Origin of the sequence: Natronorubrum halophilum, from assembly GCF_003670115.1 — an archaeon.
Taxonomy (GTDB): domain Archaea; phylum Halobacteriota; class Halobacteria; order Halobacteriales; family Natrialbaceae; genus Natronorubrum; species Natronorubrum halophilum.
This window is the reverse complement of sequence record NZ_QQTY01000004.1, coordinates 241,301-267,596: the sequence shown is the minus strand read 5'-3', so window position 1 is coordinate 267,596 and position 26,296 is coordinate 241,301. Positions and strand designations below refer to the sequence as shown.

Sequence of the window (26,296 nt, the reverse complement as noted above, 5' to 3'; positions counted from 1 at the left end):
CTGCTGGGCAAATCACGAGGCGGTTTGCATGAATACAACCGAACAGTACAAACAGAACAAACACCCGCTCGACGTACTCGATGACGTCTACGACTACGCCGCCGACGAACTCTCCTTCGAGGAGATCGAAGAGCGCGCGGGCGGCGGGGAGTGGGAGCGCCTGAAGTGGGCCGGCATGTACGCCCAGAAGCAGGAGGGCTACTTCATGATCCGGACGAAGGTGCCGGGCGGGAAACTCACGCCCGAGCAGGCCGAGGTCATCGGCGAGGTTACGGACGACCTCGCCGTCGCGCCCGAGGAGTACGGCGGCGAAGAACAGAACGAACTCTGGGGCGACGCCTACCTCGATATCACGACCCGACAGGACATCCAGAAACACTGGATCCGCGTCGAGGACGTTCCCGAGATGTGGGAGCGCTACGACGAGGTCGGCCTGACGACGGTGCAGGGTTGCGGCGACTCCGCCCGGAACGTCCTCGGCTGCCCCGCTGCGGGACTCGACGACCACGAGTGCTTCAACGCACAGCCGGTCATCGACGCCGTCTCGGACTTCTTCACCGAGAACCGCGAGTACGCCAACCTCCCACGGAAGTTCAAGATGACGATCACGGGCTGTGCACACGACTGCGCCCAGTCCCAGATCAACGACATCGGGCTCGTTCCGGCCAAGAAGGAACTCGAGGGGGAGCACTACTACGGTTTCCACGCCCGCGTCGGCGGCGGTCTCTCCGACGGTCCGCGAATGGGGTCGGAACTCGACGTCTTCATCCCGCCGGAGGACGCCGTCGAGTTCTGCCGCGCCGTCGCCCAGACGTTCAAGGAACTCGGCGACCGCAACAACCGCGGCGTCTGCCGCATGCGCTACCTCGTCGAGCAGATGGGTCCCGAGAAGTTCGAGGAAGCGGTCCGCGACCGCTGTACGGTCGACCTGCCGACCGGCGGCGAGAACCTGACGGTCGGCTACCAGGGCGACCACGTCGGGGTCCACGACCAGAAACAGGAGGGGCTGCAGTACGTCGGCTTCAACGTCATCGCCGGCCGCATGGGCGGCGACGAGTTCGCCGAGGCCGCCCGCGCCGCCGAGAAGTACGGCACCGAGGACGCCTCCGTTCGCCTCGCGACCGACCAGAACTTCCTCATCACGCACATTCCCGAGGAGAACGTCGACGACCTCCTCGCGGAGCCGTTCGCTGCGGACTACCAGCCGGATCCCGGCGCGTTCTCCCGCGGTGCCGTCGGCTGTACGGGCACCGAGTTCTGTAACTACGCCATCATCGAGACGAAAAAGCGCACCAAGCGCTGGGCGCGCGAACTCGACGAGCGCATCGACGTTCCAGACGATATCGAGGCCATCCGGATGCACATGTCCGGCTGTTCCGCGTCGTGTGCCCAGCCACAGATCGCGGATATCGGCTTCCGCGGCGAGACCGTCAAACTCGACGAGGACGGCGAGTCCGATATCGTCGAGGGCATGGACTTCGGTCTCGGCGGTTCGCTCGGCGCGGACAACGAGTTCCTCGACTGGGTCGAGAACGCCGTGCCTGCCGACTCCGTGATTCCGGCGCTCGAGCAACTGTTCGAGGCCTACGCCGAGGATCGCGAGGAGGGTGAGAAGTTCTACGAGTGGTGTCGCGGTGTCGACAACGGCCGACTCCGGACGATCATGCAAGGTGCCGATGCCCCGGTCGCCGGAGGTGTTGCCCATGGGGATTGACGGCGAGGCCGACCGACGGGAGGCCTCGGGTCGAGTGAGCGGCGAAGCCGCGAACCGCGAGACCGAACGAAGTGAGGTCTCGGGTGACGACGAGCGCACGCTCCCGAGCGTTCCCGAATCCAGTACCGACGACGATGAGACCGTGATCTTCCCCGAGACCGGCGGCGCTGCGCCGCGGTCTCGAGCGGGAACGGATCACGCTCGAGAGGGTGCCATCACGACTGACGGCGGCGACGACGCCAGCGGCGAGAGTTGCTCGCCGAACACCTGCACCTGCGGCGAGAAGACGGCTTCCGACGCTGCATCGGAGACGCCGCGAGTCGCGACCGACGGTGCGGGTGTGGCGAACGTCGACGAGATGGGCGAACTCGGCGACCTCGAGTTCACCGAACCCGCCGAGAACGTCAGCCAGGACGTCGACAACGGCGCGCCGGACGTCCGCGTCGGGATTCCGGACGGCGTCGATCTGGACACGCCGGAGTACTCGATCCGCAGCCGGATGAACGACATCGAGACGCCGGACGAGAAGACCTGGTTCATGGAACTGGACGAGGCCGTCATCGACGAGGGCCGGTGTATCCAGTGTGGAACCTGCGTCGCCGCCTGCCCGTCCGACTCGATCGGCGTCGGCGACGACGACCTGCCGGAACTCGTCAAGATGTGTACCGGCTGTTCGCTCTGTTGGGACTTCTGTCCCCGCGGCGGCCTCCGATACGAGCGCCAGTGGAAGATCACCGGCGGCGACGACAACGTCAAGGGTGCCGGCGATCCGATTACGGAGTTCTCCGCCCGCGTCGACGAGGACTGGACCGAGAACGCCCAGGACGGCGGCGTCGTCACGACCGTCCTCTCACACCTCCTGGAGGAAGGCGAGATCGACGGCGCGCTCGTCGCGACCGAGAGCGACGAGGAGGCCTGGAAGGCCGAGAGCTACCTCGCGACCAGCCACGAGGACCTGATCGAGAACGCCGGGACGATCTACAACCAGACGCTCGCGTTGGGTAATCTCGACCTCGAGCGATGGGAGCACAAACTCCCGGACAAGCCGTTCGACGAACTGAGTCTCGCGATCGTGGGCACGCCGTGTGAGATCGAGGGCATCCGCGCCCTGCAGGACTTCGACTGGGACTACCAGCAGCAGAACGAGGGCATCCGCGCGGTCGACTACACGATCGCGTTGATGTGTACGAAGAATTTCAACTACCACAGCCTCATGGGCGAGCAGTTGGAGGAACAGCGGGGCATCTCGCCCGACGAGATCGGGAAGATGGACGTCCTCAACGGCAAGATGATGGTCTACGACCACGACGGCGAGATGATCGTCGAGGAGGACATCGGGAACTTCCACGACGCCGCGCTCAAAGGCTGCGACGAGTGCGCCGACTTCACCGGCTTCTGTTCGGACATCACCGTCGGCTCCGTCGGAAGCTCCGACGAGTACTCGAGCGTCATCATCCGAACCGAGCAGGGGATGAAGGCCTGGGAGCTCACCGAACCCGATCTGGACTACCACGATCTGGAGGACAAGTCGGCGGTCGGAAAGCTCCAGGGTTGGGACAAGAAGAAAGCCTTCGAGAGCCTCGAGCGCCCGTTCGACCCCGACGCACCCCGGTTCATCGACTACAAAGATCACGCCGAGAACTACGGCACGGCGCTGAATCCCCACGACCAGGGTCACTAGACGAATCCTGCGGTCCGACGGTATCGTCGTCTTTCTCTTTTTCGTCGGGAATCGAACCCGTTTCAGCGCGTTTCACTCGTCGCGCGTTCGCAGTCGTCGGGAGGCGACGGCTGCGCCGCCGACCACGCCGGCGACCCCCGCGCCAATCCCGAATCCGGGCGCGCCGTCGTCGCTCTCGGATTCGGTGTTCGCAGACGCGTTCTCGCCGTCCGTTTCGGTACTGTCGGAACTGCCGGAACTGTCCTCGCCGCCGGATTCGTTCTCGTCGGTCTCGTCCTCCTGGTCCGGTTCGGTATCGTCAGATCCGTCCTCGCTCCCGGCTCCGTCACCGCCCTCCGAGTCGTCGCCTTCGCCGGCGTCGTCTTCGCTGCGATCACCGTTCTCGTCGTCACTATCACTGCCGTCCGGTTCGTCAGTGCTCGTCGAACGGAGGGCGATGAGTTCGCGGTCGTCACCCGTCGTGACGATCGGCGAGCTCGGCTTGTAGCGGTTTCCGAGACAGCCGTCCGTCGACGCTACTCACCGGTGGAACTGTTCTGCGACTCATAATAGTCACTCGAGGTCACGCGAATCGTCCACTGTTCGACCGTGCGCTCGGACGCGGGATAGTTCGGCCGTCACCGGCTCGAGTACGGTCGCCGGTTCGCGGCGTTCCGCTCACAACTCGATCGAGTACACCGTGATATCCTCCGACTCGTCGACGGTGACCGTGACCGTCTGCCCCTCGGACTCGATGATGTCGTTCACCGCCGCTTCCGGTCTGGGTGCACTCTCGGCCGGGAAGATGAGGTCCACCGTTCCGTCGGCGGTGTCGTGGCGTTCGGCGGTCGCCTGCACGACATCGCCGTCGTCGAAGTGGACCGTAATCGCGACGTCAGGCCAGGTTTCGGCGTCCGGACTATCCGAAACGGAGACGGCCCGAATGCCGTCACCGCGCTCGAACGCGCGGCTGTTTTCGGTCGGCAGGTCCGTGCCGTACTCGTCGGCGAGATACGTCTTGAGTCGGGCGACGTACTCGGTCTCGAGTGCAGTTTCCGCGAGCGCGTCGGCCTCGTCGCCGTCCAGTTCGGTCAGGTGTCGTGATCGATCGTCCACGCCGGTCAAACACCGATCGGCGGGAAAAGAATGTGCGCCGTTCTCGCGCGTAACGGGTGTGTATCTCCCGTCGCCGGCTTCGAATCGGGTTTCGGCCGTCGTCTCGCGTTCCGTTCGTTCGACGCCGTGGCGAGCCGGTATCAATTAGTAACCCGTCACCGTACGGACCGTATGTCCAGAGGGATCGGTGAGTTCGAACCAATTCAGGAACTCGTTCCCGAGTGGGCGGCCCTCCTCGTCGCCCTCGTGACGCAGCTCGGCGACGTCTGGTTTCTCGCCCTTCTCGTCGGCTGCGTTTACTGGTTTTCCGCGAGCAAACGCGAGGATGCGACCGTCGTCATGGGGCTGACGCTGGCCGGCCTCTCCCTGATCACCGTGTTGAAACACGTCTTCGCGCTGCCGCGACCCGGCCAACCGCTCGTCGCGCTCGAGACGCTGCCCGGTTTGCTCCAGTCGCTGTACGAAGCCACGGCGATGGCCAGCGGCTACGGCTTTCCGAGCGGCCACGCGCTGATGACCACGATCGTCTACGTCACCCTCGCCAGGCGGCTCTCGATCGGCACGTTCCGTCGACGGACGCTCGCCGCGGCAACCATCGTCGCGGTCGTCTGTTTCTCGCGGGTCGCACTCGGCCTCCACTACCTCGTTGACGTCGTCGCCGGTGTTGCCGTCGGGCTCGCGTTCCTGTTCGTCGTGGACCGACTGCTCGCTCGCTACCCGGACGAGCACGGTACCATCGCGCTCTCGCTTGCGATCGTCTGCAGCGCGAGCGCACTCGGCGTGAGTCGCGTGGAACCGGACACCGTGACGTTGCTCGGTGCCTCACTCGGCGCGTTCGGCGGCTGGCAACTCGTCCGACTCGGCGGGGACGTGTTCGCGGTCGATCGCCCCTCGAGCGCGGTCCGTCCGCTCCTGTTTCGGGGTGGCCTCGCGACCGCCGCGTTCGCCCCGCTGTTCGCTACCTTCGAGTACTTCCGGCTCCTCTCGCCGCCCGTCGCCGGCGGCGCGGTCGGACTCGCACTCGGCGCGTTCATCACGGTCCCCGTGTTGAATCACTCCGAACGCGCCAGCAAGGTCTGGACGGCGCTGGTCTTCTGGCTCACGATGGCCGCCGTCGGGCTTCGCTACCTGCTCCGACCGTCGACTTGGCGGCGCGGCTACGTCGGCGGTCGCCGGTGCGTCGGCCGAGTCCGCCGGTGGCTTCGAACGCAGCAATCCGGCTGACTCGTCCCGGACGCGACCTCGAGTTCCGCGTCTTTATCACCGATCACCGGAACCCTCACGCATGGAGTCCGATTCTCGGATCCGAATCGCACAACCGGCGGATGCGGCCGCCGTCCGCGACATTTACGCGCCCTTCTGTGAATCGTCGGCCGTCACCTTCGAGGAGGACGCGCCTGCCGAAGCTGAGATGGTCGACCGCATCGAGTCGACCCTCGAGACGTATCCGTGGCTGGTCTGTGAGGTCGACGGCGAAGTCGTCGGCTACGCCTACGCGACCAAACTTCGAAAGCGCCGAGCGTATCAGTGGACGGTCGAACTCTCGGTCTACGTCGCCGCTGACGCCCGGCAGTCCGGAATCGGCCGCGGGCTGTACGAGTCGCTCTTCGCGATCCTCGAGCGCCAGGGCGTCTGCGACGCCTACGCCGTCACGACGGTGCCGAACCCCGAGACGGAACGGTTCCACGACCGACTCGGATTCGAGCGTCTCGTCGACTTTCCGGCGATGGGGTACACGGAAACGGAGTGGCACGACGTCGCCTGGTGGCGTCGCTCGCTCGCCGAGAAACCGACCGCCCCCGACCCGATCGCACCGCTGCCCGACGTGCTGGACGATCCCGATTGGGACTCGCTGGTGCAAACGGGCGCGGACCGTCTCGACTGAGTTCCCGTCTCAACAGCCGAGTCGATCCGCAACCTCCTCGAGTCCCGCACAGACGAGCTCCGGCTCGTCGCCGAAGGGCTCCCAGGGAGTTCCGTTTCGGTCGAGCCACACGCCTTGCATTCCGGCGTGGCTCGCCCCCTGAACGTCGAACCAGAGCGCGGAGACGTGGGCGACCTCCTCGATGGGCGTGCCCGTCCGACCCGCGGCGTGGCGATACAGATCGGGATCAGGTTTGAACGTCTCGAGTTCGTCCGCGCTGATCGTGTCGGCGAGGAGGTCGTCGATTTCGGCGTGTTCGACCATCGACGCGAGCATTTCGGGGTTCCCGTTCGACAGCACGTAACAGTCGTACCCGCCCCGTCGGAGGCGTTCGATACTCCCTCGGACGTCGTCGAAGACGTCGAGTTCGTGGTAGGCCGAGAGGATCTCCTCGCGTTCGTTTTCGGTCGCCTCGACGCCGTGGGCCTCGAGTGCGTACTCGAGGGCGTCCCGATTGACCTCGTAGAACGGCTCGTAGGTTCCCGTGTGATTTCCGACGAGGGTGTACTGCATCGACCGTTCGCGCCACGTTCTCGAGATCGGTTCGGGCGCGTCGACGCCGGGGTGGGCCGCGAGTGCGGCTTCGACTGCGTCGACGTCGACGAGGGTACTGTACGAGTCGAACGTCACGGTCGTCACGCGGTCGGGATCGAACGACATACTCGTGCTACGGTATCGAAGCGCAAGAACCTCGGCTTCGACGGGGACGAATCACGCGATCGAAGCGTTTAGTGTTCGAGCGCCGCCACTTCGGCCATGGACCCCTCGAACTACGGAACCTATCTGGTCACGCAGGCGTCGATCTCGGCGGGGCGTTCGACCCCGGAGATCGTCCGCGCAGCGATCGACGGCGGCGTCGACGTCGTCCAACTTCGCGAGAAAGGGACCGACGCGCGATCGCGGTACGAACTCGGCCTCGAACTCCGCGAACTGACGCTGGCGGCCGACGTGGACCTGATCGTTAACGATCGCGTGGATCTCGCGCTTGCGATCGACGCCGACGGCGTCCACCTCGGGCAGTCGGATCTCCCGGTTGCCGTCGCGCGCGACCTGCTCGGTCCCGAGGCGATCGTCGGCTGTTCGGCGTCGACGGTCGAGGAGGCCGCTCGAGGGGCGGCCGACGGCGCGGACTACCTCGGCGTCGGATCGATCTACGGGACGACGTCCAAGGACGTCGACGCGTCCAAGGACGGTATCGGTCCCGAACGGATCGGCGAAATCGCCGAGGCGGTCTCGATCCCGGTGGTCGGCATCGGCGGCATTACGGCCGAAAATGCAGCCCCGGTCGTCGAGGCCGGCGCGGCCGGCGTGGCCGTGATCTCCGAGATCGCCGCGGCCGCGGATCCGAAAGCCGCCACCGAATCGCTCGCGACGACGGTCGAAACTGCGAAGGAGGTGGCGGACGCACGGTAATTCGATGACCGACCCCTTACCCACCGACGTCACCGGTACCGACCTCGCCGACTCCGTCGGCGCGATCGGCGAGCGGTCGCCGCTCGTCCAGCACTTGACCAACGAAGTGACGATGAACGACGTGGCCAACCTCACTCTCCACTGGGACGCGCTTCCGGTGATGGCCGATTCGCCGGGCGACGCCGGCGAGATGGCCGCCGGCGCGTCCGCGATCCTCTTCAACACCGGACAGGTCCCGGACGGGAAAGTCACGGCCATGCACGAGGCCGCCCGTACCGCGGCCGAACGGGACATCCCCGTCGTCCTCGACCCCGTCGGCGTTGGCGCGACGCCGACTCGAGAGGCCGTCGCCGAAGACCTCCTCGAGGCGGTCGACTTCTCGGTCATCAAGGGCAACTACGGCGAGATCAGCGCGCTCGCGGGCGTCGAAGCCGAAGTGAAAGGCGTCGAATCGGTCGGCGAGTACGAGGCAATCGAGGCGACAGCTCGGTCACTCGCCGAGTCGACCGGGGCGACGGTCGTCGCGAGCGGCGTCGAGGACGTCGTCGCGACCGCCGACGGCGCGGTTCGGCTCTCGGTCGGCCACGAGATGCTCGGCGAGGTCGTCGGCACCGGCTGTATGCTCGGCGCGACCGTCGCGGCGTTCCACGGGGCGCTCGAGGACGCGACGACGGCCGCCCTTCACGGGACGCTGGCCTTCGGAATCGCCGGCGAACGTGCGGCCGAGATGGCCCACAACGGCCCGGCGAGCTACCGGACGAACTTCCACGACGCGGTCGCCGGACTCACGGCGGACGAAGCGAGCGAACTCGATCTCGAGGACAGGATCGAACGCGCCTCCTGACGTCTCGGAGCGCGGTCGCTGCGTTTCCACGGCGCTCACGACAAGTCTCCGTTCGCCAGTTCAGGATGAATTCGACAGGAGTGAAACTGTTTTGTCGATCGACTGTGAACGAGACCGTGTGACCCAACCCGAACTCGAGAACGCCGCTGCAACGCTTCAAGACGCCGCCGAGACCGCATCGGACGACGAGACGCGAGAGCGCCTCGAAACCCAGTCCCGGCAGTTCGAAACGCTGGCCGAGGCCGACCGTGGCCCGGACCACGGCAAACTCGCGCGCCACGAACACATTCTCTCCGAAATCGCCGACGAGGAAGGCGGCGCTGTCGCCAACCTCGTCGCAGAAGCGCTCGAGTCGATCAAAGCGTACCGATCGACGCTCGAGGGCGTATAACCGGAATCGACCGAAGACGTATCGCGACGCCGGTTCGAACGCCCACTCCTCAACAGACCGGCTTCGGGTTCGCGCCCATCGACTCGAGGTTTTCGACGTACTCGCCGTAGGCGGCCTCTATCGCGCCGGTTGCGGCCTCCCGGGCGCGCTCGAGGTCGTCGTCGCTTTCGCAGACGTCCTCGAGGAGGTCCGTTGCGCGCTCGAGTTGCTCGTCCAGATCGCCGCCGAACTCCCGGAAGACGCCGGCGGTCTGGGGATCGGCGTCGCCGACGAAGTAGCCGACGACCTGTTCTTTCGAGCGCTTGCTCGCGAGGATCCGACCGACGAGCGCACCGACGCGTTCGACGGTCGACTCGAGTCCGCGCAGGTACTCGTGGAGGGCCGGGATCTCGTCCGGTTCGTACGCGTCCGTATCGAGGTGGTCAACGACGGTTTCGTAGTGGCGCTGCTCGTCCGCGGCGATCGCTTCGAAGGCGTCGCGGGCCTCGTCGTCGGCTTCGGTGTCGGCCCACTCGAGGAATGTCTGCCAGGCCGCGTGTTCGGCGTCGGCAGTCGCCTCGAGCACGGGTTCGGTGTCGATATCGCCGCCGGTGTCGGCGTACAACGACTTCGAGGAGCCGAGTCGTGAGAGCGCGGTCTGGTTGTCGTCACGGACGGCCTCGACGAACGTCTCGGAATCGGTCATACCGAACCGTTCGACCGGGTTCGAGTTAGGTCTGTCGCGACGACTTTCTGCGGTCGGGTTCGCCGATATCGGCGTCGTAACCGGTCCCTACGGTTCCGAAGGAACCGGTTACTCTCGGAAACGAGAGAGTAGCGCGGTCATAACAATCAACCGATCTCGACTTTCATCGATCGTAATGAAACGACGAGCATACCTCGCGACGGCTGCTGCGGTGACGGTTGCTGGCTGTTCCGCTCTGAGTAGTTCGGACGACGCAGACAAAGACGACAACGACAAGGACGATAACGAACCGTCGGACCCGGTCAACGAGGATCCCGGCTCGTTCGACGAGTTCGAGGATCTGTCGAAGTGGACGGTGATGGAAGGATCGCTTACCGCCGACGAAGAACGCACGTACGCCGGCTCACAGTCCGCTCGCATGGAGTCGGACGGATCCGAGGACCGAATCATGATCAAACGGGAGTTCGACTCCCCGCGAGACCTTTCGGACGAGTTCCCGGCGCTGGCCTTTACGAGCGATCACGACGTCAACCCGGTCGTCCAGCTCGCGGACACCGACGGCAACCGACTCCTGCTCCAGTGTGCGGTCAACGCGGACGACCCCTTCACTCGCCACGATCTGGGGATCGTCGACACCGCCGGCACCCCCGACCTGAGTTCGATCAATCACACCAAGATCTCCGTCTGGGCCGGCGACCGCGAGCTGTCACTGTGGTGTGACGACTACCACTTCGTCGAGCGACCCGACACCGGGAAGGTCCTGTTGCAGTTCCCCGAAAACACTACCGAAGTCGGATCCGAGGCCGCGCCGCTACTCGCCGAGCACGACATCCCCGCGACGGTGTTCGTCAACACCGACTACGTCGGCAGTTCCGGCTACCTCTCGAGCACTGACCTCGAGTCCCTCCAGAGCGACGGCTGGACCGTCGCCAGCGGCGGTGCAACTGGAACCGACATCACCCAACATGATGCGGATCGGCAGGAAGCCGAAATCAGCGACGCTGCGGCCTGGCTCGGCGACCACGGGTTCGACGACGCCTACTTCTCGTACGGGCTCAACCGGTACGACGAGTCGGCCCTCGAACTCGTCGAGGAGTATCACGACCTCGCGTTCGTCGGCGGCTATGCGGGCCACGGGAACGTCACCAATCCGTACCTCGCCCCCCGCGCCGCCACCCCGGACGCCGACGAGGCAACGCAACTCCTCGAGTGGGCCGCCGAGTACCGGATGATCACGACGCTGTCCTACCGCAGTCTCGAGGGAGTCTCGTTCGAGGCGATGCTTTCCACGCTCGCAGACCTCGAGTCGGCCGGCGAAATCGACGTCGTGACGCCCGACGATATTATGTCGGATTACCTGCACTGAACGACGCTGTTGAGTGTCGTTCTCGTCGGTTTTTTCGCGAGTACTTCCCCGACGATATCCTGCCGACAACTGATCCCGGTCAGTACCGGTCCTGTCATTATCACGACTAGTGGTAATTCTTTGACCCGTGGTATCAGACTCTTGTGTGTTAGTTTCATACGATAGTGTGGTGTAATAGAAGTGGGTCTCGAATCGCCATCCGATCCAGCACCGTTGTTGGATGGTATCGATACGAGAGTTCCGGGAGAGACCAATGGTATCCACTGAAACACAACAGGAGATAGAGGAGCATCTGGGACGAGTTCCGAGCTGGATCTCGGCGCTTCCAGAGCCGGCCGTCGATCACAGTTGGGGCGTCGTTCGCGACCTTCAACTCGGAGAGACCATGCTTTCACAGCGGGAAAAGGCGCTGATCGCCCTCGGCGCGGCAGCAGCCGTTCAGTGTCCGTACTGCATCCACTTCCACACGGAGGAAGCGAAACTCGAGGAGGTGACCGACGAAGAACTGGACGAAGCGGTCGCGGTGGCGGGCAACATTCGGTACTTCTCGTCGGTTCTCCACGGCGCGGAAATCGATCACGATGAGTTCGTGTCCGAGACGGACGATATCGTCACTCACGTCAAAGAACAACAGGCGGCCGCACCGAGCGACGACTGAGGCGGGTCGTCGTCACGATTCGCGGGTTTCCGACCACCGTTCGGTCGAAAACCCGCACCGATTTTTCGCCGGCCCGTCACGATAACGCAGTTGACGAAGCCGACGGCTCACTCGACGGGACCTCGTTCGCGAGTAATCGTTCGCTCGCTCGATAATGGTATTTCGGGTAGTCGTCGGCCTCGCCCCGTTCGCGGTTCGTCGCTCGCCGCGACCACCGCTTCTGATCTCGAGACCGCTTTCGCGTCGCTCAGTTGCCCTGCTCCACGGGTCGGCTTCGCCTCGCCGTTTCGCTACGAGGTCTCCTTCGCGTTGCTCAGTCGCCCTCGCCCTGCTCGCGGGTCACTTCGTTCCCCGCTCGCTATCCCGAAGCGGACTCCTTCACTTCGTTCAGTCGTCCGCTTCGCCCTTCTCGATCGGCGCGTTGACCAGGTTCCCCCACTCGGTCCAGGACCCGTCGTAGTTGACGGTGTCCTCGTAGCCGAGCAGTTCGTGGAGCGCGAACCAGGCGACCGACGAGCGCTCGCCGATGCGGCAGTAGGCGACGGTCGTCTCGCCGCCGTCGATGTCCTCGTCGGCGTAGAGGTCCTCGAGTTCGTCGCGAGTCTTGAAGGTGCCGTCGTCGTTGGTCACGGCGGCCCACGAGATGTTCTTCGCGCCGGGGATGTGACCACCGCGCTGGGCGGTCTCCTGGAGGCCGGGCGGAGCGAGAATCTCGCCGCTGAACTCCTCAGGGGAGCGAACGTCGACGAGCGGAACGCCGCGCTCGATCGCGTTCTCGACGTCCTCGCGGTAGGCGCGGATGCTCTCGCGCGGACCGGCGGCGTCGTACTCGACGGCGGAAAAGTCGGGCTCTTCGTCGGTCGTCGGGTAGTCGTTCTCGAGCCAGTACTCGCGGCCGCCGTCGAGCAGGTAGGCCTCGTCGTGGCCGTAGTACTTGAACTGCCAATAGGTGTAGGCGGCGAACCAGTTGGAGTTGTCGCCGTAGAGGACGACCGTGTCGTCCTCGCTGATGCCGTGGCTACCGAGCAGGTCCTCGAAGTCGTCCTTGGTGAGGACGTCTCGAGTGGTCTGGTCCTGCAGTTGGGTTTCCCAGTTGAACCCGATTGCACCGGGTGCGTGGGCGTCCTCGTACGCTTCCGTATCGACGTCGACTTCGACCAGTCGAAGGTCGGAGTCGTCGTTCTGGAACTCGTCGAGACGCTCCTCGACCCAATCAGCCGTCACAAGTACGTCGTTGGCGTAGTCGTTTGCCATACGGGATCCGACGAGTTCCAGGGTCATAGTGGCACCCAAACCGGACAATTCGGACGAGGATCGATTGTGTCGGACAGTGTTGCCGCTATTACGAACGACCGAAACCGAGGCGATCCAGCGTACCGGTCCACTGCTCGCGAAATTACCTCGTCGCCGACGTATGACGGTTCTCAACGAGCCGACAACTCGGACAAAGACGGTAACAATTGCTCCAATCTCGGTACCGAGGGGAGTGGTGCCGGGACCAGTGTGTTCTCGAGGCTTCCGAGAAACATGCAGTCAATGGACGAATCCGTCGTCGTCGCCCCCGACTGGCTCGCCGCGCATCTCGAGGACCCGCAGGTACGCATCGTCGACGTCCGAGACGCCTGGGAGTACGACGGTATCGGACACGTTCCCGGTGCCGTAAGCATCCCCTTCGACAGCTATCGCGACGAAACCGACGTCGACCGCGGGACCCTCCCCGGCCCTGACGCGTTCGCGGAACTACTCTCGGAAGCCGGCATCGCCCCCGAGGATACCATCGTCGCCTACGACGACACCCACGGCGTCTTCGCCGCTCGGTTCGTGTTGACCGCCCTCGAGTACGGCCACGACGACGTTCGCCTGCTCGACGGCGACTTCAGCGCCTGGAACCGGGACTACGAGACGACGAGCGAGACCACGGAAATCGAGGCGACGACGTACGAGGCGAACCCCCTCTCTCACGAGGCGAGCCCGCTGGTCGGTTTCGAGGCCGTCGAGGCGGCCCTGGAGCGCGACGCCGTCCTCGTCGACACGCGCGAGGAAGACGAATTCGAGGAGGCCCGGATTCCCGGTGCAGTTCGGTTCGACTGGCGCGAGGTCGTCGACGACGAAACCCGGCGGCTAAAGCCCAAGGATGAACTCGAGGCCCTGCTCGAGTCGTACGGCATCACGCCGGACCGCGAGATCGTGCTCTACTGCAATACCGCCAGACGGATCAGCCACACGTACGTCGTTCTCCGGGCGCTCGGCTACGAGGACGTCGCGTTCTACGAGGGGAGCCTCACGGAGTGGCTCGCAAACGACGGGGAGGTCGAGAGCGGCGAGGCCGAGTGAGCGACGCCGCGGGGCAAAACTCCCGCTTCGCCTCGCTCCGCCCGGTGACGAACGTCGCCGTTACTCCCATCGAACCGCGATCGAAACCTCGAGGCGAGGCGACGACCGAGAGGCGGCCGCCTCGCGGGCCGGTCCGGATACGTCTCGTGGTCGGATCGGCGTCGCGTTCCTGCCGCCCGGCGACTCGCCGGAGCCGGATCCAGACGGACTCTTCCGGACGTTTCGCCAGTAGCCTCTCGTAACAGCTGAAACGATTCACCCACCGATCGCACGGCTGTCGTGCGACCGAGCGTGCAGTGACTTTCGGTGGCCGCCATCGCAGATCCGGACGAGCGTCGTCGTTCTCACACCTCGTTACTCTCCGAAATATGCCTTTTATACCGTCTACGCGGAGTTGACCCTGTTAAATCTTTAGTAGATGCTGCTGAATACAGAGGCTGTATCGGTCTCCGCCGGTGATCTAACTCCAAGTTAGGATAAGTTAGATCGTGTGAGATGGCGGCGTTCGCGAGACTGGCCGTTCTCAGACTCGGGGCCGACACCGAACTCACCTACGACTGCTGGAGGAATCCATCCACGATCCTGTATGGCTTGAACGAGGCTGCTGCTGCCGCGCTGTCGACGTTAGGTGGTCGACGACGTACTCTGCATCCCTGCCGACGCCGGTGAACAGCCCCGATGTCATCGCGTACAGGAAGAATAGGCCGACGAAGTATAGTCCCGGCTCGTCCGGGACGACGCCGCGCACGTGGATGGGTTCCTTGGGCTGTTCCTCCCCGTCGAAGATTGGGAGGTCTATCCACGAAAAGTCAGGACGGAAGCCAGTGCACCAGATGACGTTCTCGGCGTCGAGAACGTCGTCGCCCTCGACGACGGGGCGACCGTCGCGGACGCCGGTCATGCGAGGCACCCGCTCGACGCCGGCCGCGGCCAGGTCACTCGGCTTCGTGCGTACCAGCGGGCCGCCCCGTGAGAGTACCTTCGGGCGGATACGGCGCCCGATCGGCGTCCCCGTTGTGAAGATCCGGTGGAAGAGCACGCGCATCACGAATGGGACCCCAAGGTGACGGCCGATCCACGAGTCGATGTGAAACGGCACGTGGCCGACGTCCCGGCCCGACAGCCACGTTTCGTGCTCGTCGGCGACAGCGAGATCTCTCCGGGACCTCTGGCTCACGGCGCCTTCGGCGCCGTGAACAGGGCGAGACGCTCCACGTCCCGCCTGCAGCCGGCGCGAAGCGCCGGCGACGTCGAGGGCAATCTCGGCACCGGAGTTGCCTGCCCCGACGACGAGCACGTCCCCATCTTGGAGCTGATCGGGGTTGCGGTAGTCGCTCGTATGCAACTGGACGACGTCGTCGGAGAGCTCCGCCGCGAAATCCGGGACCGTCGGGACCTGGTAGCTCGCCATCGCCACCACGATGTTGTCCGCCTCGATCCGTCGGTCGCCCGCGGTGACGAGGAAGCCATCGCCGCTCCGTTCCAGCCCGTCCACGCGGACGCCGAGTTCGACGGGCAGGTCGAATCGACGAGCGTAGGCCTCCAGGTAATCGGCCACCTCGTCCTTCGTTGGGAAGGCGTGCGGTGAGCCCGGAACGTCCATTCCCGGCAGGCTCGAGTAACGGGCGGGCGTGAACACCCGGAGGGAGTCCCAGCGGGCCCGCCACGCGTCGCCGACGCGGTCGCTCGCGTCGAGGATGACGAAGTCCTGGTCGTGGCGCTGCAGGTAGTACCCGGTCGCCAGTCCGGCCTGGCCGCCGCCGACAATGACGGTGTCGTGTCGTTCGATCATGTTTTCGTTCCTCGGTAAGCGTACGCGCCGGGGGGAAGTGATGATGCCGCGTGCAGGATTTCACGCCCTGAAATCTCGGATAGGCTGGTGCCTGCTCCGTCAGCTGCTCTCGGCTGACCGGTTTGCCATCCGATGGCGGCGGTCGTCGCTATTGGCGTTACGATGGCGCACGGGACTCGAAGGTGGTGAGGTCTACCGGGGTCGCCTCCGCTCGAACCTGCTCGAAGACCGAGATGGCCCAGTCGCGGGCCTCCTGGGCGTCCGTATCGATGACCGCCACGAGTGCCCCGGTTTCGGCGTCGTGGCAACAGATGCCGGCCCGGTCGTCCACGATGCCGAGGCCGCAGCGGTCGCCGTCGGGAAGGTGATCGTGGACGAGGACGGTCGCGTTCTCGCAGGCGGCGACCTCCGTGATCCGGTCCGGGTTCCAGGCGAACATTCCCTTCAGGGCCTCAGGCGTAAACACGTACTCGAACGCCATTCCTCCGAGGACTGCACCGCAGGCTGTCTCGAGGTTGCTCGACTTGTAGACGATGTTGTCGAATCCGCGCATCGACGAGGTCGATGCGATGAGCTGACCGAGACGCTCGACGGGCTCGTAGGGGTAACCTGGCCCAGGGTAGGAGACCACCGCGTCGGCAAAGAGGTCGACGGAAAACCCCGGCATCTCTACCGGCAACCACTGCCAAACGTCGCGAAGCTTCTCCTCGATCTCCATCGCGTCCCGGAGTGCCAAGAACCGGTCGGCGACGTACTCGCCGAGGGGGGTCAACCCGTACGCGGGGCCGTCTCTGACGACCCACCTGCGCTCTTCGAAGTCGGCGAGCACCCGTCCGACGGTGGGCGAGGAGGCGCCGGTGACCTCGCACAGCTCTCGACGGTCTGTCGGTCCGTCCCCCAGCGTCTCGAGGACACCAACGCGGTGGGCTGACGTGGCCAGGAGCTGGATGTTATCGATTCCCGTAGCCATACGAGGAGTAAGGGGTGCGAGGGACTTAGCGTTTCTACCGTGGAGAGGGGCAGGCGACCCTACGCTCGAGGGTCTCGGGCGGATCACGTGCGTGTCCACCGCCTGCTTCTCAGCCTACCTCGATAGTGGCGACGTACCTCAGTCGTGGTGCTGACGTGGCAGTCACCACTTGCTGCAATCGCGCTTTGTATTCGGCACGACTCCCGAAATATATTTCCGATCAAGGGTTTCAACAGAGCCGCGGAGTTTGGAACGCGCCGATCGATGACACCGAACACATCAACCAGCTTACAACATGTTTCGATTACCAATCAGTACGACAGTCATTACAAGGGGGGTGTCCGCCGGTCGATAACGCATGTGTGGTATCGTCGGTGCATATGGCTGGACTAATGACGAAACGCTCTCCGCGATGCTCGAGTGGATCGAGCACCGCGGCCCGGACGAGGAGGGCTCGTATCTCGACCGCGACGCGGGGCTGATGATGGGTGCGCGACGGCTCTCGATCGTCGATCTCGAGGGGGGTTCGCAGCCGAAGTGGAACGAAGACGAGTCGGTAGGCGTCGTCTTCAACGGAGAAATCTACAACCACACCGAGTTGCGCGAGTCGCTGTCTCGGGCGGGCCACCGGTTCGAAAGCGAGTGCGATACCGAAGTGCTCGTCCACCTCTGGGAGGAGTACGGCGAGGAGATGGTCTCTCACCTCGAGGGGATGTTCGCGTTTTCGATCTGGGATCGCGACGCGGACAGCGTCTTCCTCGCTCGCGATCGGTTCGGCATCAAACCGCTCTACTACGGGGAGACGGACCGCGGCTTCGTCTGGGGTAGCGAACTGCCCGCACTACTGATCGGCGGCGTCGACCGAACGATCGATCCGTCGGCCGTCTACAATCACTTCTCGCTCGAGTACACGCCGGCGCCGCAGACCCTGTTGGAAGACGTCCAGAAGGTGGAGCCGGGCCAGACGGTTCGAATCGACTCTGACGGGTGCCAAAAACGAACCTACTGGTCCCTCCGCGACATCGAGACCGGGAGCGCGACGGGGGGGTTCGCGGATGCCGCGGACCGACTCCGCACCCTGCTCGACCGATCGGTCGAGAAACGCCTCATGGCGGACGTCCCCGTCGGTGCCTTTCTCTCGGGCGGACTCGACTCCTCGGCCGTCGTCGGGATCGCGTCGGAGCTGAAAGACGACCCGCTCAAGACTTACTCCGTCTCGTTCAACGACGACATGCTCGACGAGAGCGAGGAGGCGCGCCTTGTCGCGGATCACTTCGGCACCGACCATCACGAGGTCAACATCGACCTCTCGTCTATGGACCTGTTCGGCGAGATGATCCGCTATCTCGGCGAGCCGACCGGGCACCTTCAGATGCTCCCGATGTACGCCCTCTCCGAACGGGCGAGTCAGGACGTCAAGGTCGCGCTGGCGGGCGAGGGTTCCGACGAACTGTTTGCGGGCTATCCGTGGTATCAACACGTCCCCCAGCACAAGCGAAAGGTCGACTTCATGCCGGAGTTCACGCACGACGTCGCCGGCGCCGTCGCCCAGGTGTCGCCCGTCGGGAACAAACACCTCCGCTACTACTCGGGGCTGAAGAACAACGAGGAGATGCTGTTGAATCACGTCTGTGGCTTTACGACCTTCCGACCCGAACCCGACGAGTTCCTCCGAACGGGGGAAACCGCAGCGACGTCGGGATTGCGGACGAACGTCGGCGACGTAACGGAGGCCGTCGGCACGCCGGCGCTCGAGCAGCACATGTCGGCCTACGAAACGAGCTACACGCTCCCGGACTACCACCTCTTCAAGGCCGACCACATGAGCATGGCCCAGTCGCTGGAGCTCCGCGTTCCGTTCCTGTCGACCGAGCTAGTGGAGTTCGCCCACTCGCTGCCGGTCCGGCACAAAGTGACGGACGAAGACGTCAAGCGGGTGCTCAAACGGGCCGTCAGCGACCTGTTGCCGGACGAGATCATCGACCGGAAGAAGATGGGGATGCGACCGCCGGTCGAAGACTGGTTTATGGGTGACCACAACGCCATCGAAACCTGGTTCACGCGGGAGAAGCTCCGACAAACGCCGTACGTCGACGCGAACAGAGCCATGGCGTTGCGAGAGGCCCACCGCCGCGGCGAGCAATCCGTCGGGCGGACGCTCTGGATGATTCTCACGTACGTCGCGTGGCACCACACTTTCATCGACGAACAGAACGCGATCGTCTAATCGCGGTTCGCTGCCCTTCTGACCCCATCCGCGCGCACGCTCCGAGCGGGACGGCGTCCGTAGCTGACCCCACTACGCACCGCTTACGTCCGTCCAGTCCGGAGCCGTCGAGTACGCCTGCGACGACAGCCTGTCGAAGGCTGCGTAGACCGCTTCCGAGAGCGCCGGGTGGACGTGCACCGGATCAGCGACGTCGTCGACGGTCCCCGATCCGCTGTCCATCGCGACGACGACCTCCTGAATCAGCGCCGACGCCTGCGGACCGGCGATGTGACAGCCCAGGATCTCGCCGTCCGGCGTCGCGAGCACCTTCACCAGCCCGTTGTCGGCCTCGAGAATCATCCCCAGCGGCGCGGCGTCGAAGGGGACCGTCGCGGTCTCGTACGCTCGGCCGGCCGCCTCGAGTTCGGCTTCCGTCTGTCCCACGCTGGCGACTTGCGGTGCGGTGAAGATCGCGTGCGGCATGGCCTCGTAATCGACTTCCCGCCGCGCGTCATCGAGGACGTTCGCCGTGACGAGACGAGCCTCGTAGTCGGCCGCGTGCTTGAACGGCTGCTCGCCGACGATGTCGCCGAGCGCCCAGATCCCGTCGACGGCGGTCGCGAGGCGGTCGTCGGTCTCGAGGTACCCCTTCTCGTCGGTCTCAAGACCCGCGGCGTCGAGATCGAGCGTGTCCGTGTTCGGCTGTCGCCCGGTCGCGACCAGCAGTTCGTCGGCCTCGAGGGAGACCGCGTCGCCGTCGCCATCGTCACTCGGTTCCGCCGTAACGGTGATCCGCTCGCCGTTCCGATCGACTTCGGCGGCCTCGTAGCCGGTGTACAGTTCGCAGTAGTTCGCGAGGGAGTCGGTTACGACGTCGCTGACGGCGTCGTCTTCTTCCGGCACCAATCGGTCGCTGCGACCGACGAGCGAAACGTCGGCTCCGATCGCACCGAAGAAGTAGCCGAGCTCGGTCCCGATGTAGCCGCCGCCGATGACCACGAGATCGTCGGGTCGCTCCTCGAGGAAGAGCGAATCGTCGCTCGTGAGAAACTCGACGTCCTCGAGGCCGTCGATCGGCGGGATCACGGGTCGACTGCCGACCGCGAGAACGACGCTGTCGCCTCGAATCCGTTCGCTGCCGGCGTCATCGGCGGTTCGATCGATCTCGAGCGTGCGCTCGTCTACGAACCGGGCCTCGCCGCGGTAGAGCGTGACGTTCTCGTCGTCTCGGAGGCTCGTTTCCTGTCGCTCAGCCTTCTCGTAAACCGTGTCGTGGATCGACGACGTGATTTCGCCGTAGTCGATCTCACCCAACTCGGCCGCGATACCGAACTCGTCGGTGCGTCGCACCTCGTCGACGATATCGGCTCGGTGGATCAGCGCCTTGGAGGGGATACAGCCGCGCGTGATACAGGCCCCGCCGAGCGGGCCGCGTTCGACGACGGCCGCCTCGAGGTCCCGTTCGGCGGCCGCAGTCGCGACCTGGCTGCCCGATCCGCCGCCGACCACGACGATATCGTACTCGTCCATGCGTGGATCCGATCACGAACGAACGCGTAAAACCAGACCCTGCTATTCGAACGCCGTCGTCGGTCGTACGCGAACGTGGTAGCGGTAGCCGTAACCGTGACAGTTCTGCTCTCGTAGCTCCGACGACACTACCGTCCCGAACGGACTCCGTTTTCGTTAACTAAACCAGATCGGTGATATTTACTCGACGGAACAATCCAGTGATGTCGACGGAGACCGACTCGAACGGCAGTATCACGATCACGCGAAACCGGTTCGTCCGGTTTCTGTTCACGAACAAGTACGTCCAGCCGACGGTCAACCTCCTTACCGTCGGGATCTTCTTCTATGCGATCTACCGGGCCGCGGTCGGACCGGCGGACTCGAGTACGAACTTCGGGGCCGTCGCCTTCTTCGATCTCTGGTGGTCGCCGGTGATGATCATAAGCCTCCTCTTTCTCGGTCGAATCTGGTGTTTCTTCTGCCCCCTGGGCGCGATCGTCAGGTTCACGCAGCGGTTCGGACTCCGGCGACACTTCCCGATGTACACGCACACCAAGTGGTTCGTATACGGGCTCCCGATTTCGATCCTCTCGCTGACCGCGGTGACGTTCGCGCTGGCACGGTGGCCGATGTACAAGGTCGGCGTCGCCTACACGCCGTCGCTCATTCCTTACTACTGGCTCCCGATTCTCGGCGTCGCCGTCGGGGTCAGCCTCGTCTACCAGCGCCAGGCGTTTTGCCGGTACGTCTGTCCGGCGACCGGCGTGATGAGCGTCACCGCGAAGCTGTCGCCCCTCGAGGTCGCCCAGACGTCCGAAACCGGCGTCCAGTGTGCGACCCTCGAGTACGAAAGCGAGTATCTGAGCACCGACCGTCGGTGTACCGCGTGCATGAAGTGTACGACCGAGCGACCGGACGAGGACGTCGAACTGCGGTTTCGCTGGCCGGGCTCGAAGATCGTCACCGAGCGCATCCCGCTGGTCGACGAGGCGATCGTCGCGCTCGTTATCTGGGCCATCTTCCCGATCGATCACGTCCTCGGCGACGCCGTCGCGTCCACCGCACTCGTTCAGGGGCTCCCGGGACTGCTGACGCCGACGACGGCGTATCTCGTCAGCATCGCCGCGACGATCATCGGCTTTACCGCCGTCCACCGACTCGCCAGCGACTGGAGCGGCCTCGAGTGGACGGAATCGTTCACGAAGTTCGGCCTCGCCTACGCTCCGCTCGGCATCATGTACTCGCTCGGCGCACACGTCATCGGCGGGCTGTTGGAGAGCGGCGGCGAGAGCCTGAACGTGTTCGCGAACGGACTCGGTATCGCGTTGGCGCTCCCCGCAGGCGTCTCACCCGCGATCGTCTCGTCCTGGGAAGTGTTTTTCGCCACCGGTTGGCTGTGGCTCGCCGTCGCCTGGAGCGGCTCGATCGCCTGGCAGGTCGCCACGACCATGACCGACTCGAAACGACGGGCGCTGCGCGCGTTCGTCCCGCACGTCGCCTTCATGTCGGCCTGTACCTTCCTCGTCGTTCTCGCCCACTGATTCCCTCGTCGTGGTCCCGATACGTCCGGCGGCGGGTCAGAGCCAGTCGTCGCCCGGATCGTCGTCGGTCGCTTCTGCGTACGACTCGACAGCTGCCGCGAGGTTCTCGAGCGCTTCTTCGGGCGTCTGTCCCTGACTCGAAACCCCGGTCACCTCGTCGTCGGCGATGTGGAGGCCGTGGTCGTTCTGGCGCATGACTACGTCCGCATCCTCGAGGGCCTCGTAGTCGGTGGGGTCTACGTCTGCATCCGAACTCATACGCGTTCGTTGTTCGGGTCGGCTGAAATACGCATCGACGCTGCTCGACTTTCAGTTGTCGAACGGTGGATGAGTATTGGGAAGGCGTATCGACAACCCAGCGACGGAAACAGGAAGCATCCTGCTACGCTGGCAACGAGGATCTCCACGCCCTCCCCAGCCGATTCACTCGCTCACTGCGCTCGCTCGTTCATCCCTCACGGTTTCGAGTCGCGGTTCGTTTGTACTCACCACGACTGAGCGCGCCAGTGTACAGAATTACCGACACGCAGCCGCAGAGACGAACGCATAATCCGCCCATTACGCTCCGCGGACGCTGGTGAACTGTAGAAAAAGCCTTTAACACCGTCGCCCCGTAGTCAGGGCAAATGGTACTCGACGATCTCGGCAGTTCTCTGCGGGGAACCCTGGATAAACTCCGCGGGAAGTCACGGCTCAGCGAGGAGGACATCGAGGAGATCGTCAAGGAGATCCAGCGCTCCTTGCTCTCCGCCGACGTCGACGTCTCGCTCGTGATGGAGCTGTCGGACAACATCAAAGGGCGCGCGCTCGAGGAAGAGCCGCCGGCCGGCACGCCGGCGCGGGACTTCGTCCTCCGAATCGTCTACGAGGAACTGGTCGACCTCATCGGCGACTCGACCGAACTGCCGCTCGAGGAGCAGACGATCCTCCTCGCGGGGCTGCAGGGATCCGGGAAGACGACCTCCGCCGCGAAGATGGCCTGGTGGTTCTCGACGAAGGGGCTGCGACCGGCGATCATCCAGACCGACACCTTCCGGCCCGGTGCCTACGACCAGGCGAAGGAGATGTCCGCGCGGGCCGAGGTCGACTTCTACGGGAACCCGGACAACGACGACCCCGTCGAAATCGCCCGGAAGGGCCTCGAGGAGACGAGCGAGGCCGACGTCCACATCGTGGACACTGCGGGTCGCCACGCGCTCGAGGACGACCTGATCGACGAGATCGAGCAGATCGAGGGCGTCGCCGACCCCGACACCTCCCTGCTCGTCCTGGACGCCGCGATCGGTCAGGGTGCGAAGGACCAGGCCCACCAGTTCGACGAGTCGATCGGCATCGACGGCGTCGTCATCACGAAACTCGACGGGACGGCGAAGGGTGGCGGCGCGCTGACGGCCGTCGACCAGACCGACTCCTCGATCGCCTTCCTCGGGACCGGCGAGGAGGTCCAGGACATCGAGCGCTTCGAACCCGACGGCTTCATCTCCCGGCTGCTCGGTATGGGCGACCTCGGTCAGCTCGCCGAGCGCGTCGAGCGCGCGATGGAGCAGACCGATATCGAAGAGGACGACTGGGACCCCGAGGACATGCTGCAGGGTCAGTTCACCCTGAACGACATGCAAAAGCAGATGGAGGCGATGAACAACATGGGGCCGCTCGATCAGGTGATGGACATGATCCCCGGCTTCGGCGGCGGGATCAAGGATCAACTCCCCGACGACGCGATGGACGTCACCCAGGAGCGGATGCACACGTTCAGCGTCATCATGGACTCGATGACCGACGCCGAGAAGGAGTATCCCAAAGCGATCGGCGCCAACCAGATCGAACGCATCGCACGCGGGTCGGGCACCGACGAGGACAACGTTCGGGAACTGCTCCAGCAGTACAAGATGATGGAGAAGACGATCAAGCAGTTCCAGGGCATGGGCTCCGAACAGGAGATGCAGCGGATGATGCAACAGATGCAACAGGGCGGCGGTGGCGGTGGCGGCGGCATGGGCGGGATGGGGCCGTTCGGATAACGCGCCTGACGACGCTCTCCTCGCGATTGGTTTCCGAAGTGGATCGAGACGGGTTCGACTGCCACTACGTTCATAGGCCTCCCCGCGTATTCTCGAGTATCAATGAATCGTCGGCAGTACCTCGCCCGCGCTGGCACCGGTGTGCCACTGGCCGCGTTCGCCGGGTGTCTGGACGATCTTCCCGGCGGTGACTCGAGCGGTGAGGGGATCGATCGAACCGGCGAACGCGAACTCGACCGCGCGGCCGGGAATCTAAACGACGCCGCCCTCGCGCTGAACGTCGAGGCCGACACCATCGAGGATCCCGAACGCATCGAATTCGACCCCGCGGAACCCGCCGATTCGATCGCGACCGCACGAGACCACCTCGAGACGGCAGCGACCGAACTGGGAGCGGACCGCGAGCACGATATCGAAACGCTTCGAACGTACGCCGACGTTCTCGAGGCGCTGGTCGTGGTGGCCGACACGGTCACCGACGACACGCTGAGCGACGACTTCGACAGCGTCTCCGCCGCGACCGGCGGCGACAGTGATCTCGAGGACGCGTCCGCGACCATGGACGACCGACGGGCGGAGATCGACGAGGCGAAGATCCACTACGACGACGCGGTCAGCGAGTTTCGGTCGCTCGACGACCGGTTCGAGGAACTCGCCCGGATCGAACGTGCGGATCTCGAGGGCGGTATCTCGACGCTCGGCGACGTGTTGGGCTCGTTCGACACGCTCGCGGGCGGTTTCGAGTCGATCCTCGACGGCTACGGATGCCTCGAACGAGGGCACACGCACGTCGATAACGGGGCGTACGACCAGGCCGAGGGGACGTTTACCGACGCCGAATCGGCCTTCGAGGCGGCGACGACGCTCGAGGAAGACGAGACGACGCCTGACGGCCTGACCGACTACTTCGAGACGGCACGCTGCCAGGGCGGCCACCTGACCGATGCAGCGGCGGCCTTTGCGGATTCGGCGGCGGCTGGTGCCGACGGCGATCCGCTCGTCGCAAACCGAAAACGGGCCGAGGGCGAGCGGGAACTCGAGAACGCCACCGAGTGTGGACAGTAGTCGGTCGAGATGCCCACAGCTGCCACCGGAGCGTCGCGTTCTCTCAGTCGGCAGTTGCCGTGTCGCCCTCGAGCGCCGCTTCCGGCGGCAGATCGTCGATGAGGACGACCGCGTCGCCCTCGAGCACCGTCGTCCCGTCGCCGTCGGTGACGGCCGTCTCGATCCGGTACTTCGCGCCGCCGAGATCGGCGACGATTTCACAGGTGGCCGTCACCTGCTCGCCGATCGAGAGGGGCGCTAAAAAGCTGCTCTCCTGTGAGAGATAGATGGTCAATCCGGGAAGTCGGGCGAGTGCGGCGCTGATCAGTCCGTTGGCGAGGACGCCGTGGACGATTCGCTCGCCGAATCGAGTCTCGGCGGCGTAGTCCTCGTCGAGGTGTAAGCGATTCGTGTCGCCGGTGATCTCGGCGAACCGCTCGACGTCGTCGTCGGAAATCTTCTTCGAGAACCGGGCAACGTCGCCGACGGAGACGGTCATCTCGTCCTCGCCGCGGTACTCGAACTCCCAGTCGTCGCGTTCGTACTGGGTGTCGGTCCGGATCCGTCGTCGCGGCGGGTGGCTCTCGAACCCGTTCGTTCGGTGGGCCAGGTGCGGAACGTAGTAGGAGAGCTCCGTCGTCGTGAGGATCCCGATGACCGTCTCGGATTCGTCGCTACTACTCCCATCGCGTTCGACGACTGGAAGATGTTCGAGTGTCGTCTCCCGCAGCACGGCCACGGCGTCGACGATGGACGTTTCGGGAGTGATCGTCTCGAGCGGGGACGACATCACGTCGGCCAGTTCGACGCTACCGAGGTCGGTGCGCTCACAGAGGTGCGTGACGAAATCGCCTTCGGTGACGATTCCGACGGGCGCGCCATCGCGAACGACGAGGACCGAACTGACGTGTTCATCGCGCATCAGGGTTGCAGCCTCCGTCGCGGTTGCGTCGGGCGAGGCGGTGACGACGTCGGTAACCATGATCTCGGAGACGCTGATCGAATCGTGCATCCCGTCACCGTACGTATCGGTACCCTTTCACTCCCCGCCCTACCCCTTCAGGGATTGCAAATCACCTCTCGGTACGGTCGGACAGTCCAT

The 26,296-nt window shown here is 64.7% G+C and carries 24 protein-coding genes; 14 read left to right on the top strand and 10 right to left on the bottom strand.

The window, feature by feature from the left end; genetic code table 11:
• Positions 1 to 28 precede the first annotated feature (28 nt).
• Both DWB23_RS16810 and DWB23_RS16805 read left to right on the top strand, forming a co-directional pair.
• A complete protein-coding gene (locus DWB23_RS16810; RefSeq protein WP_121743938.1) occupies positions 29 to 1,714 on the top strand; it encodes a nitrite/sulfite reductase in 1,686 nt (561 codons plus the stop codon).
• Positions 1,704 to 3,395, top strand: coding sequence for a Coenzyme F420 hydrogenase/dehydrogenase, beta subunit C-terminal domain (locus DWB23_RS16805; RefSeq protein ID WP_121743937.1), 1,692 nt, complete (start codon positions 1,704 to 1,706; stop codon positions 3,393 to 3,395). The genes DWB23_RS16810 and DWB23_RS16805 overlap by 11 nt, the downstream gene beginning before the upstream one ends.
• Positions 3,396 to 3,467: 72 nt before the next feature.
• Here the strand turns inward: DWB23_RS16805 and DWB23_RS24055 are convergent, their stop codons facing one another.
• Together DWB23_RS24055 and DWB23_RS16795 are read right to left on the bottom strand one after the other, a co-directional pair.
• Positions 3,468 to 3,833 carry a PGF-CTERM sorting domain-containing protein gene (locus tag DWB23_RS24055; RefSeq protein ID WP_394341759.1) on the bottom strand — a complete coding sequence of 122 codons (366 nt, stop codon included), beginning with the start codon at positions 3,831 to 3,833 and terminating at the stop codon, positions 3,468 to 3,470.
• Positions 3,834 to 4,052: 219 nt separating this feature from the next.
• Positions 4,053 to 4,490: a hypothetical protein gene (locus DWB23_RS16795; RefSeq protein WP_121744314.1), complete on the bottom strand. Its 438-nt coding sequence runs from the start codon at positions 4,488 to 4,490 to the stop codon at positions 4,053 to 4,055.
• A gap of 171 nt (positions 4,491 to 4,661) precedes the next feature.
• Here DWB23_RS16795 and DWB23_RS16790 point away from each other — a divergent pair, with 171 nt between their 5' ends.
• Entirely contained in the window at positions 4,662 to 5,714 is a 1,053-nt protein-coding gene (locus tag DWB23_RS16790) for a phosphatase PAP2 family protein (RefSeq protein ID WP_121743936.1), read from the top strand.
• A gap of 61 nt (positions 5,715 to 5,775) precedes the next feature.
• Positions 5,776 to 6,375, top strand: coding sequence for a GNAT family N-acetyltransferase (locus tag DWB23_RS16785; RefSeq protein ID WP_121743935.1), 600 nt, complete (start codon positions 5,776 to 5,778; stop codon positions 6,373 to 6,375).
• Positions 6,376 to 6,384: 9 nt separating this feature from the next.
• Here the strand turns inward: DWB23_RS16785 and DWB23_RS16780 are convergent, their stop codons facing one another.
• A complete protein-coding gene (locus DWB23_RS16780) occupies positions 6,385 to 7,074 on the bottom strand; it encodes a haloacid dehalogenase type II (RefSeq protein ID WP_121743934.1) in 690 nt (229 codons plus the stop codon).
• Between the two features lie 96 nt (positions 7,075 to 7,170).
• Between DWB23_RS16780 and thiE the strand changes: the two genes are divergently transcribed.
• The 3 genes from thiE to DWB23_RS16765 all read left to right on the top strand — a co-directional run bounded on the left by thiE (position 7,171) and on the right by DWB23_RS16765 (position 9,062).
• Complete coding sequence (gene thiE, locus DWB23_RS16775; RefSeq protein WP_121743933.1) at positions 7,171 to 7,827, top strand: thiamine phosphate synthase; 657 nt, start codon at positions 7,171 to 7,173, stop codon at positions 7,825 to 7,827.
• Positions 7,828 to 7,831: 4 nt separating this feature from the next.
• A complete protein-coding gene (gene thiM, locus DWB23_RS16770; protein WP_121743932.1) occupies positions 7,832 to 8,671 on the top strand; it encodes a hydroxyethylthiazole kinase in 840 nt (279 codons plus the stop codon).
• 118 nt (positions 8,672 to 8,789) lie between these two features.
• A complete protein-coding gene (locus DWB23_RS16765) occupies positions 8,790 to 9,062 on the top strand; it encodes a DUF7553 family protein (protein WP_121744313.1) in 273 nt (90 codons plus the stop codon).
• A 49-nt stretch (positions 9,063 to 9,111) separates the two neighbouring features.
• On the opposite strand, the gene DWB23_RS16760 is transcribed toward DWB23_RS16765, so the two are convergent.
• Positions 9,112 to 9,747, bottom strand: a complete 636-nt coding sequence (locus DWB23_RS16760) for a rubrerythrin family protein (RefSeq protein WP_121743931.1) — start codon at positions 9,745 to 9,747, stop codon at positions 9,112 to 9,114.
• Between the two features lie 175 nt (positions 9,748 to 9,922).
• Here DWB23_RS16760 and DWB23_RS16755 point away from each other — a divergent pair, with 175 nt between their 5' ends.
• Positions 9,923 to 11,113, top strand: a complete 1,191-nt coding sequence (locus tag DWB23_RS16755; protein ID WP_121744312.1) for a polysaccharide deacetylase family protein — start codon at positions 9,923 to 9,925, stop codon at positions 11,111 to 11,113.
• 253 nt (positions 11,114 to 11,366) lie between these two features.
• Positions 11,367 to 11,771 carry a carboxymuconolactone decarboxylase family protein gene (locus DWB23_RS16750; protein WP_121743930.1) on the top strand — a complete coding sequence of 135 codons (405 nt, stop codon included), beginning with the start codon at positions 11,367 to 11,369 and terminating at the stop codon, positions 11,769 to 11,771.
• Between the two features lie 387 nt (positions 11,772 to 12,158).
• Here the strand turns inward: DWB23_RS16750 and DWB23_RS16745 are convergent, their stop codons facing one another.
• Complete coding sequence (locus tag DWB23_RS16745; protein WP_121744311.1) at positions 12,159 to 13,025, bottom strand: sulfurtransferase; 867 nt, start codon at positions 13,023 to 13,025, stop codon at positions 12,159 to 12,161.
• 282 nt (positions 13,026 to 13,307) lie between these two features.
• Between DWB23_RS16745 and DWB23_RS16740 the strand changes: the two genes are divergently transcribed.
• Positions 13,308 to 14,105, top strand: coding sequence for a sulfurtransferase (locus tag DWB23_RS16740; RefSeq protein ID WP_121743929.1), 798 nt, complete (start codon positions 13,308 to 13,310; stop codon positions 14,103 to 14,105).
• A gap of 547 nt (positions 14,106 to 14,652) precedes the next feature.
• Here DWB23_RS16740 and DWB23_RS16730 read toward each other — a convergent pair.
• Together DWB23_RS16730 and DWB23_RS16725 are read right to left on the bottom strand one after the other, a co-directional pair.
• Entirely contained in the window at positions 14,653 to 15,897 is a 1,245-nt protein-coding gene (locus DWB23_RS16730) for a flavin-containing monooxygenase (RefSeq protein ID WP_121743927.1), read from the bottom strand.
• 157 nt (positions 15,898 to 16,054) lie between these two features.
• Positions 16,055 to 16,867, bottom strand: a complete 813-nt coding sequence (locus DWB23_RS16725) for a helix-turn-helix transcriptional regulator (protein WP_121743926.1) — start codon at positions 16,865 to 16,867, stop codon at positions 16,055 to 16,057.
• A 358-nt stretch (positions 16,868 to 17,225) separates the two neighbouring features.
• On the opposite strand from DWB23_RS16725, the gene asnB reads away from it, so the two are divergent.
• Positions 17,226 to 19,094, top strand: a complete 1,869-nt coding sequence (gene asnB, locus DWB23_RS16720; protein ID WP_121743925.1) for an asparagine synthase (glutamine-hydrolyzing) — start codon at positions 17,226 to 17,228, stop codon at positions 19,092 to 19,094.
• A 72-nt stretch (positions 19,095 to 19,166) separates the two neighbouring features.
• On the opposite strand, the gene DWB23_RS16715 is transcribed toward asnB, so the two are convergent.
• Positions 19,167 to 20,606, bottom strand: a complete 1,440-nt coding sequence (locus DWB23_RS16715; protein ID WP_121743924.1) for a dihydrolipoyl dehydrogenase — start codon at positions 20,604 to 20,606, stop codon at positions 19,167 to 19,169.
• A 203-nt stretch (positions 20,607 to 20,809) separates the two neighbouring features.
• Between DWB23_RS16715 and DWB23_RS16710 the strand changes: the two genes are divergently transcribed.
• Entirely contained in the window at positions 20,810 to 22,129 is a 1,320-nt protein-coding gene (locus DWB23_RS16710) for a 4Fe-4S binding protein (protein ID WP_121743923.1), read from the top strand.
• Between the two features lie 36 nt (positions 22,130 to 22,165).
• On the opposite strand, the gene DWB23_RS16705 is transcribed toward DWB23_RS16710, so the two are convergent.
• Positions 22,166 to 22,387 carry a type II toxin-antitoxin system HicB family antitoxin gene (locus DWB23_RS16705; protein WP_121743922.1) on the bottom strand — a complete coding sequence of 74 codons (222 nt, stop codon included), beginning with the start codon at positions 22,385 to 22,387 and terminating at the stop codon, positions 22,166 to 22,168.
• A gap of 368 nt (positions 22,388 to 22,755) precedes the next feature.
• Here DWB23_RS16705 and DWB23_RS16700 point away from each other — a divergent pair, with 368 nt between their 5' ends.
• Both DWB23_RS16700 and DWB23_RS16695 read left to right on the top strand, forming a co-directional pair.
• Positions 22,756 to 24,150, top strand: coding sequence for a signal recognition particle protein Srp54 (locus DWB23_RS16700; RefSeq protein WP_121743921.1), 1,395 nt, complete (start codon positions 22,756 to 22,758; stop codon positions 24,148 to 24,150).
• A gap of 102 nt (positions 24,151 to 24,252) precedes the next feature.
• Positions 24,253 to 25,215: a hypothetical protein gene (locus DWB23_RS16695; RefSeq protein WP_121743920.1), complete on the top strand. Its 963-nt coding sequence runs from the start codon at positions 24,253 to 24,255 to the stop codon at positions 25,213 to 25,215.
• Between the two features lie 43 nt (positions 25,216 to 25,258).
• Here DWB23_RS16695 and DWB23_RS16690 read toward each other — a convergent pair whose 3' ends face one another.
• A complete protein-coding gene (locus DWB23_RS16690; protein WP_121743919.1) occupies positions 25,259 to 26,206 on the bottom strand; it encodes a CBS domain-containing protein in 948 nt (315 codons plus the stop codon).
• Positions 26,207 to 26,296: the final 90 nt, after the last annotated feature.

What these genes read in the sequence shown, in the direction of transcription:
- DWB23_RS16810 (WP_121743938.1), top strand. Translation starts at nt 29, where the DNA reads ATGAATACAACCGAACAGTACAAACAGAACAAACACCCGCTCGACGTA.
- DWB23_RS16805 (WP_121743937.1), top strand. Translation starts at nt 1,704, where the DNA reads ATGGGGATTGACGGCGAGGCCGACCGACGGGAGGCCTCGGGTCGAGTG.
- DWB23_RS16790 (WP_121743936.1), top strand. Translation starts at nt 4,662, where the DNA reads ATGTCCAGAGGGATCGGTGAGTTCGAACCAATTCAGGAACTCGTTCCC.
- DWB23_RS16785 (WP_121743935.1), top strand. Translation starts at nt 5,776, where the DNA reads ATGGAGTCCGATTCTCGGATCCGAATCGCACAACCGGCGGATGCGGCC.
- DWB23_RS16780 (WP_121743934.1), bottom strand. Translation starts at nt 7,074, where the DNA reads ATGTCGTTCGATCCCGACCGCGTGACGACCGTGACGTTCGACTCGTAC.
- thiE (WP_121743933.1), top strand. Translation starts at nt 7,171, where the DNA reads ATGGACCCCTCGAACTACGGAACCTATCTGGTCACGCAGGCGTCGATC.
- thiM (WP_121743932.1), top strand. Translation starts at nt 7,832, where the DNA reads ATGACCGACCCCTTACCCACCGACGTCACCGGTACCGACCTCGCCGAC.
- DWB23_RS16760 (WP_121743931.1), bottom strand. Translation starts at nt 9,747, where the DNA reads ATGACCGATTCCGAGACGTTCGTCGAGGCCGTCCGTGACGACAACCAG.
- DWB23_RS16755 (WP_121744312.1), top strand. Translation starts at nt 9,923, where the DNA reads ATGAAACGACGAGCATACCTCGCGACGGCTGCTGCGGTGACGGTTGCT.
- DWB23_RS16750 (WP_121743930.1), top strand. Translation starts at nt 11,367, where the DNA reads ATGGTATCCACTGAAACACAACAGGAGATAGAGGAGCATCTGGGACGA.
- DWB23_RS16745 (WP_121744311.1), bottom strand. Translation starts at nt 13,025, where the DNA reads ATGGCAAACGACTACGCCAACGACGTACTTGTGACGGCTGATTGGGTC.
- DWB23_RS16740 (WP_121743929.1), top strand. Translation starts at nt 13,308, where the DNA reads ATGGACGAATCCGTCGTCGTCGCCCCCGACTGGCTCGCCGCGCATCTC.
- DWB23_RS16730 (WP_121743927.1), bottom strand. Translation starts at nt 15,897, where the DNA reads ATGATCGAACGACACGACACCGTCATTGTCGGCGGCGGCCAGGCCGGA.
- DWB23_RS16725 (WP_121743926.1), bottom strand. Translation starts at nt 16,867, where the DNA reads ATGGCTACGGGAATCGATAACATCCAGCTCCTGGCCACGTCAGCCCAC.
- asnB (WP_121743925.1), top strand. Translation starts at nt 17,226, where the DNA reads ATGTGTGGTATCGTCGGTGCATATGGCTGGACTAATGACGAAACGCTC.
- DWB23_RS16715 (WP_121743924.1), bottom strand. Translation starts at nt 20,606, where the DNA reads ATGGACGAGTACGATATCGTCGTGGTCGGCGGCGGATCGGGCAGCCAG.
- DWB23_RS16710 (WP_121743923.1), top strand. Translation starts at nt 20,810, where the DNA reads ATGTCGACGGAGACCGACTCGAACGGCAGTATCACGATCACGCGAAAC.
- DWB23_RS16705 (WP_121743922.1), bottom strand. Translation starts at nt 22,387, where the DNA reads ATGAGTTCGGATGCAGACGTAGACCCCACCGACTACGAGGCCCTCGAG.
- DWB23_RS16700 (WP_121743921.1), top strand. Translation starts at nt 22,756, where the DNA reads ATGGTACTCGACGATCTCGGCAGTTCTCTGCGGGGAACCCTGGATAAA.
- DWB23_RS16695 (WP_121743920.1), top strand. Translation starts at nt 24,253, where the DNA reads ATGAATCGTCGGCAGTACCTCGCCCGCGCTGGCACCGGTGTGCCACTG.
- DWB23_RS16690 (WP_121743919.1), bottom strand. Translation starts at nt 26,206, where the DNA reads ATGCACGATTCGATCAGCGTCTCCGAGATCATGGTTACCGACGTCGTC.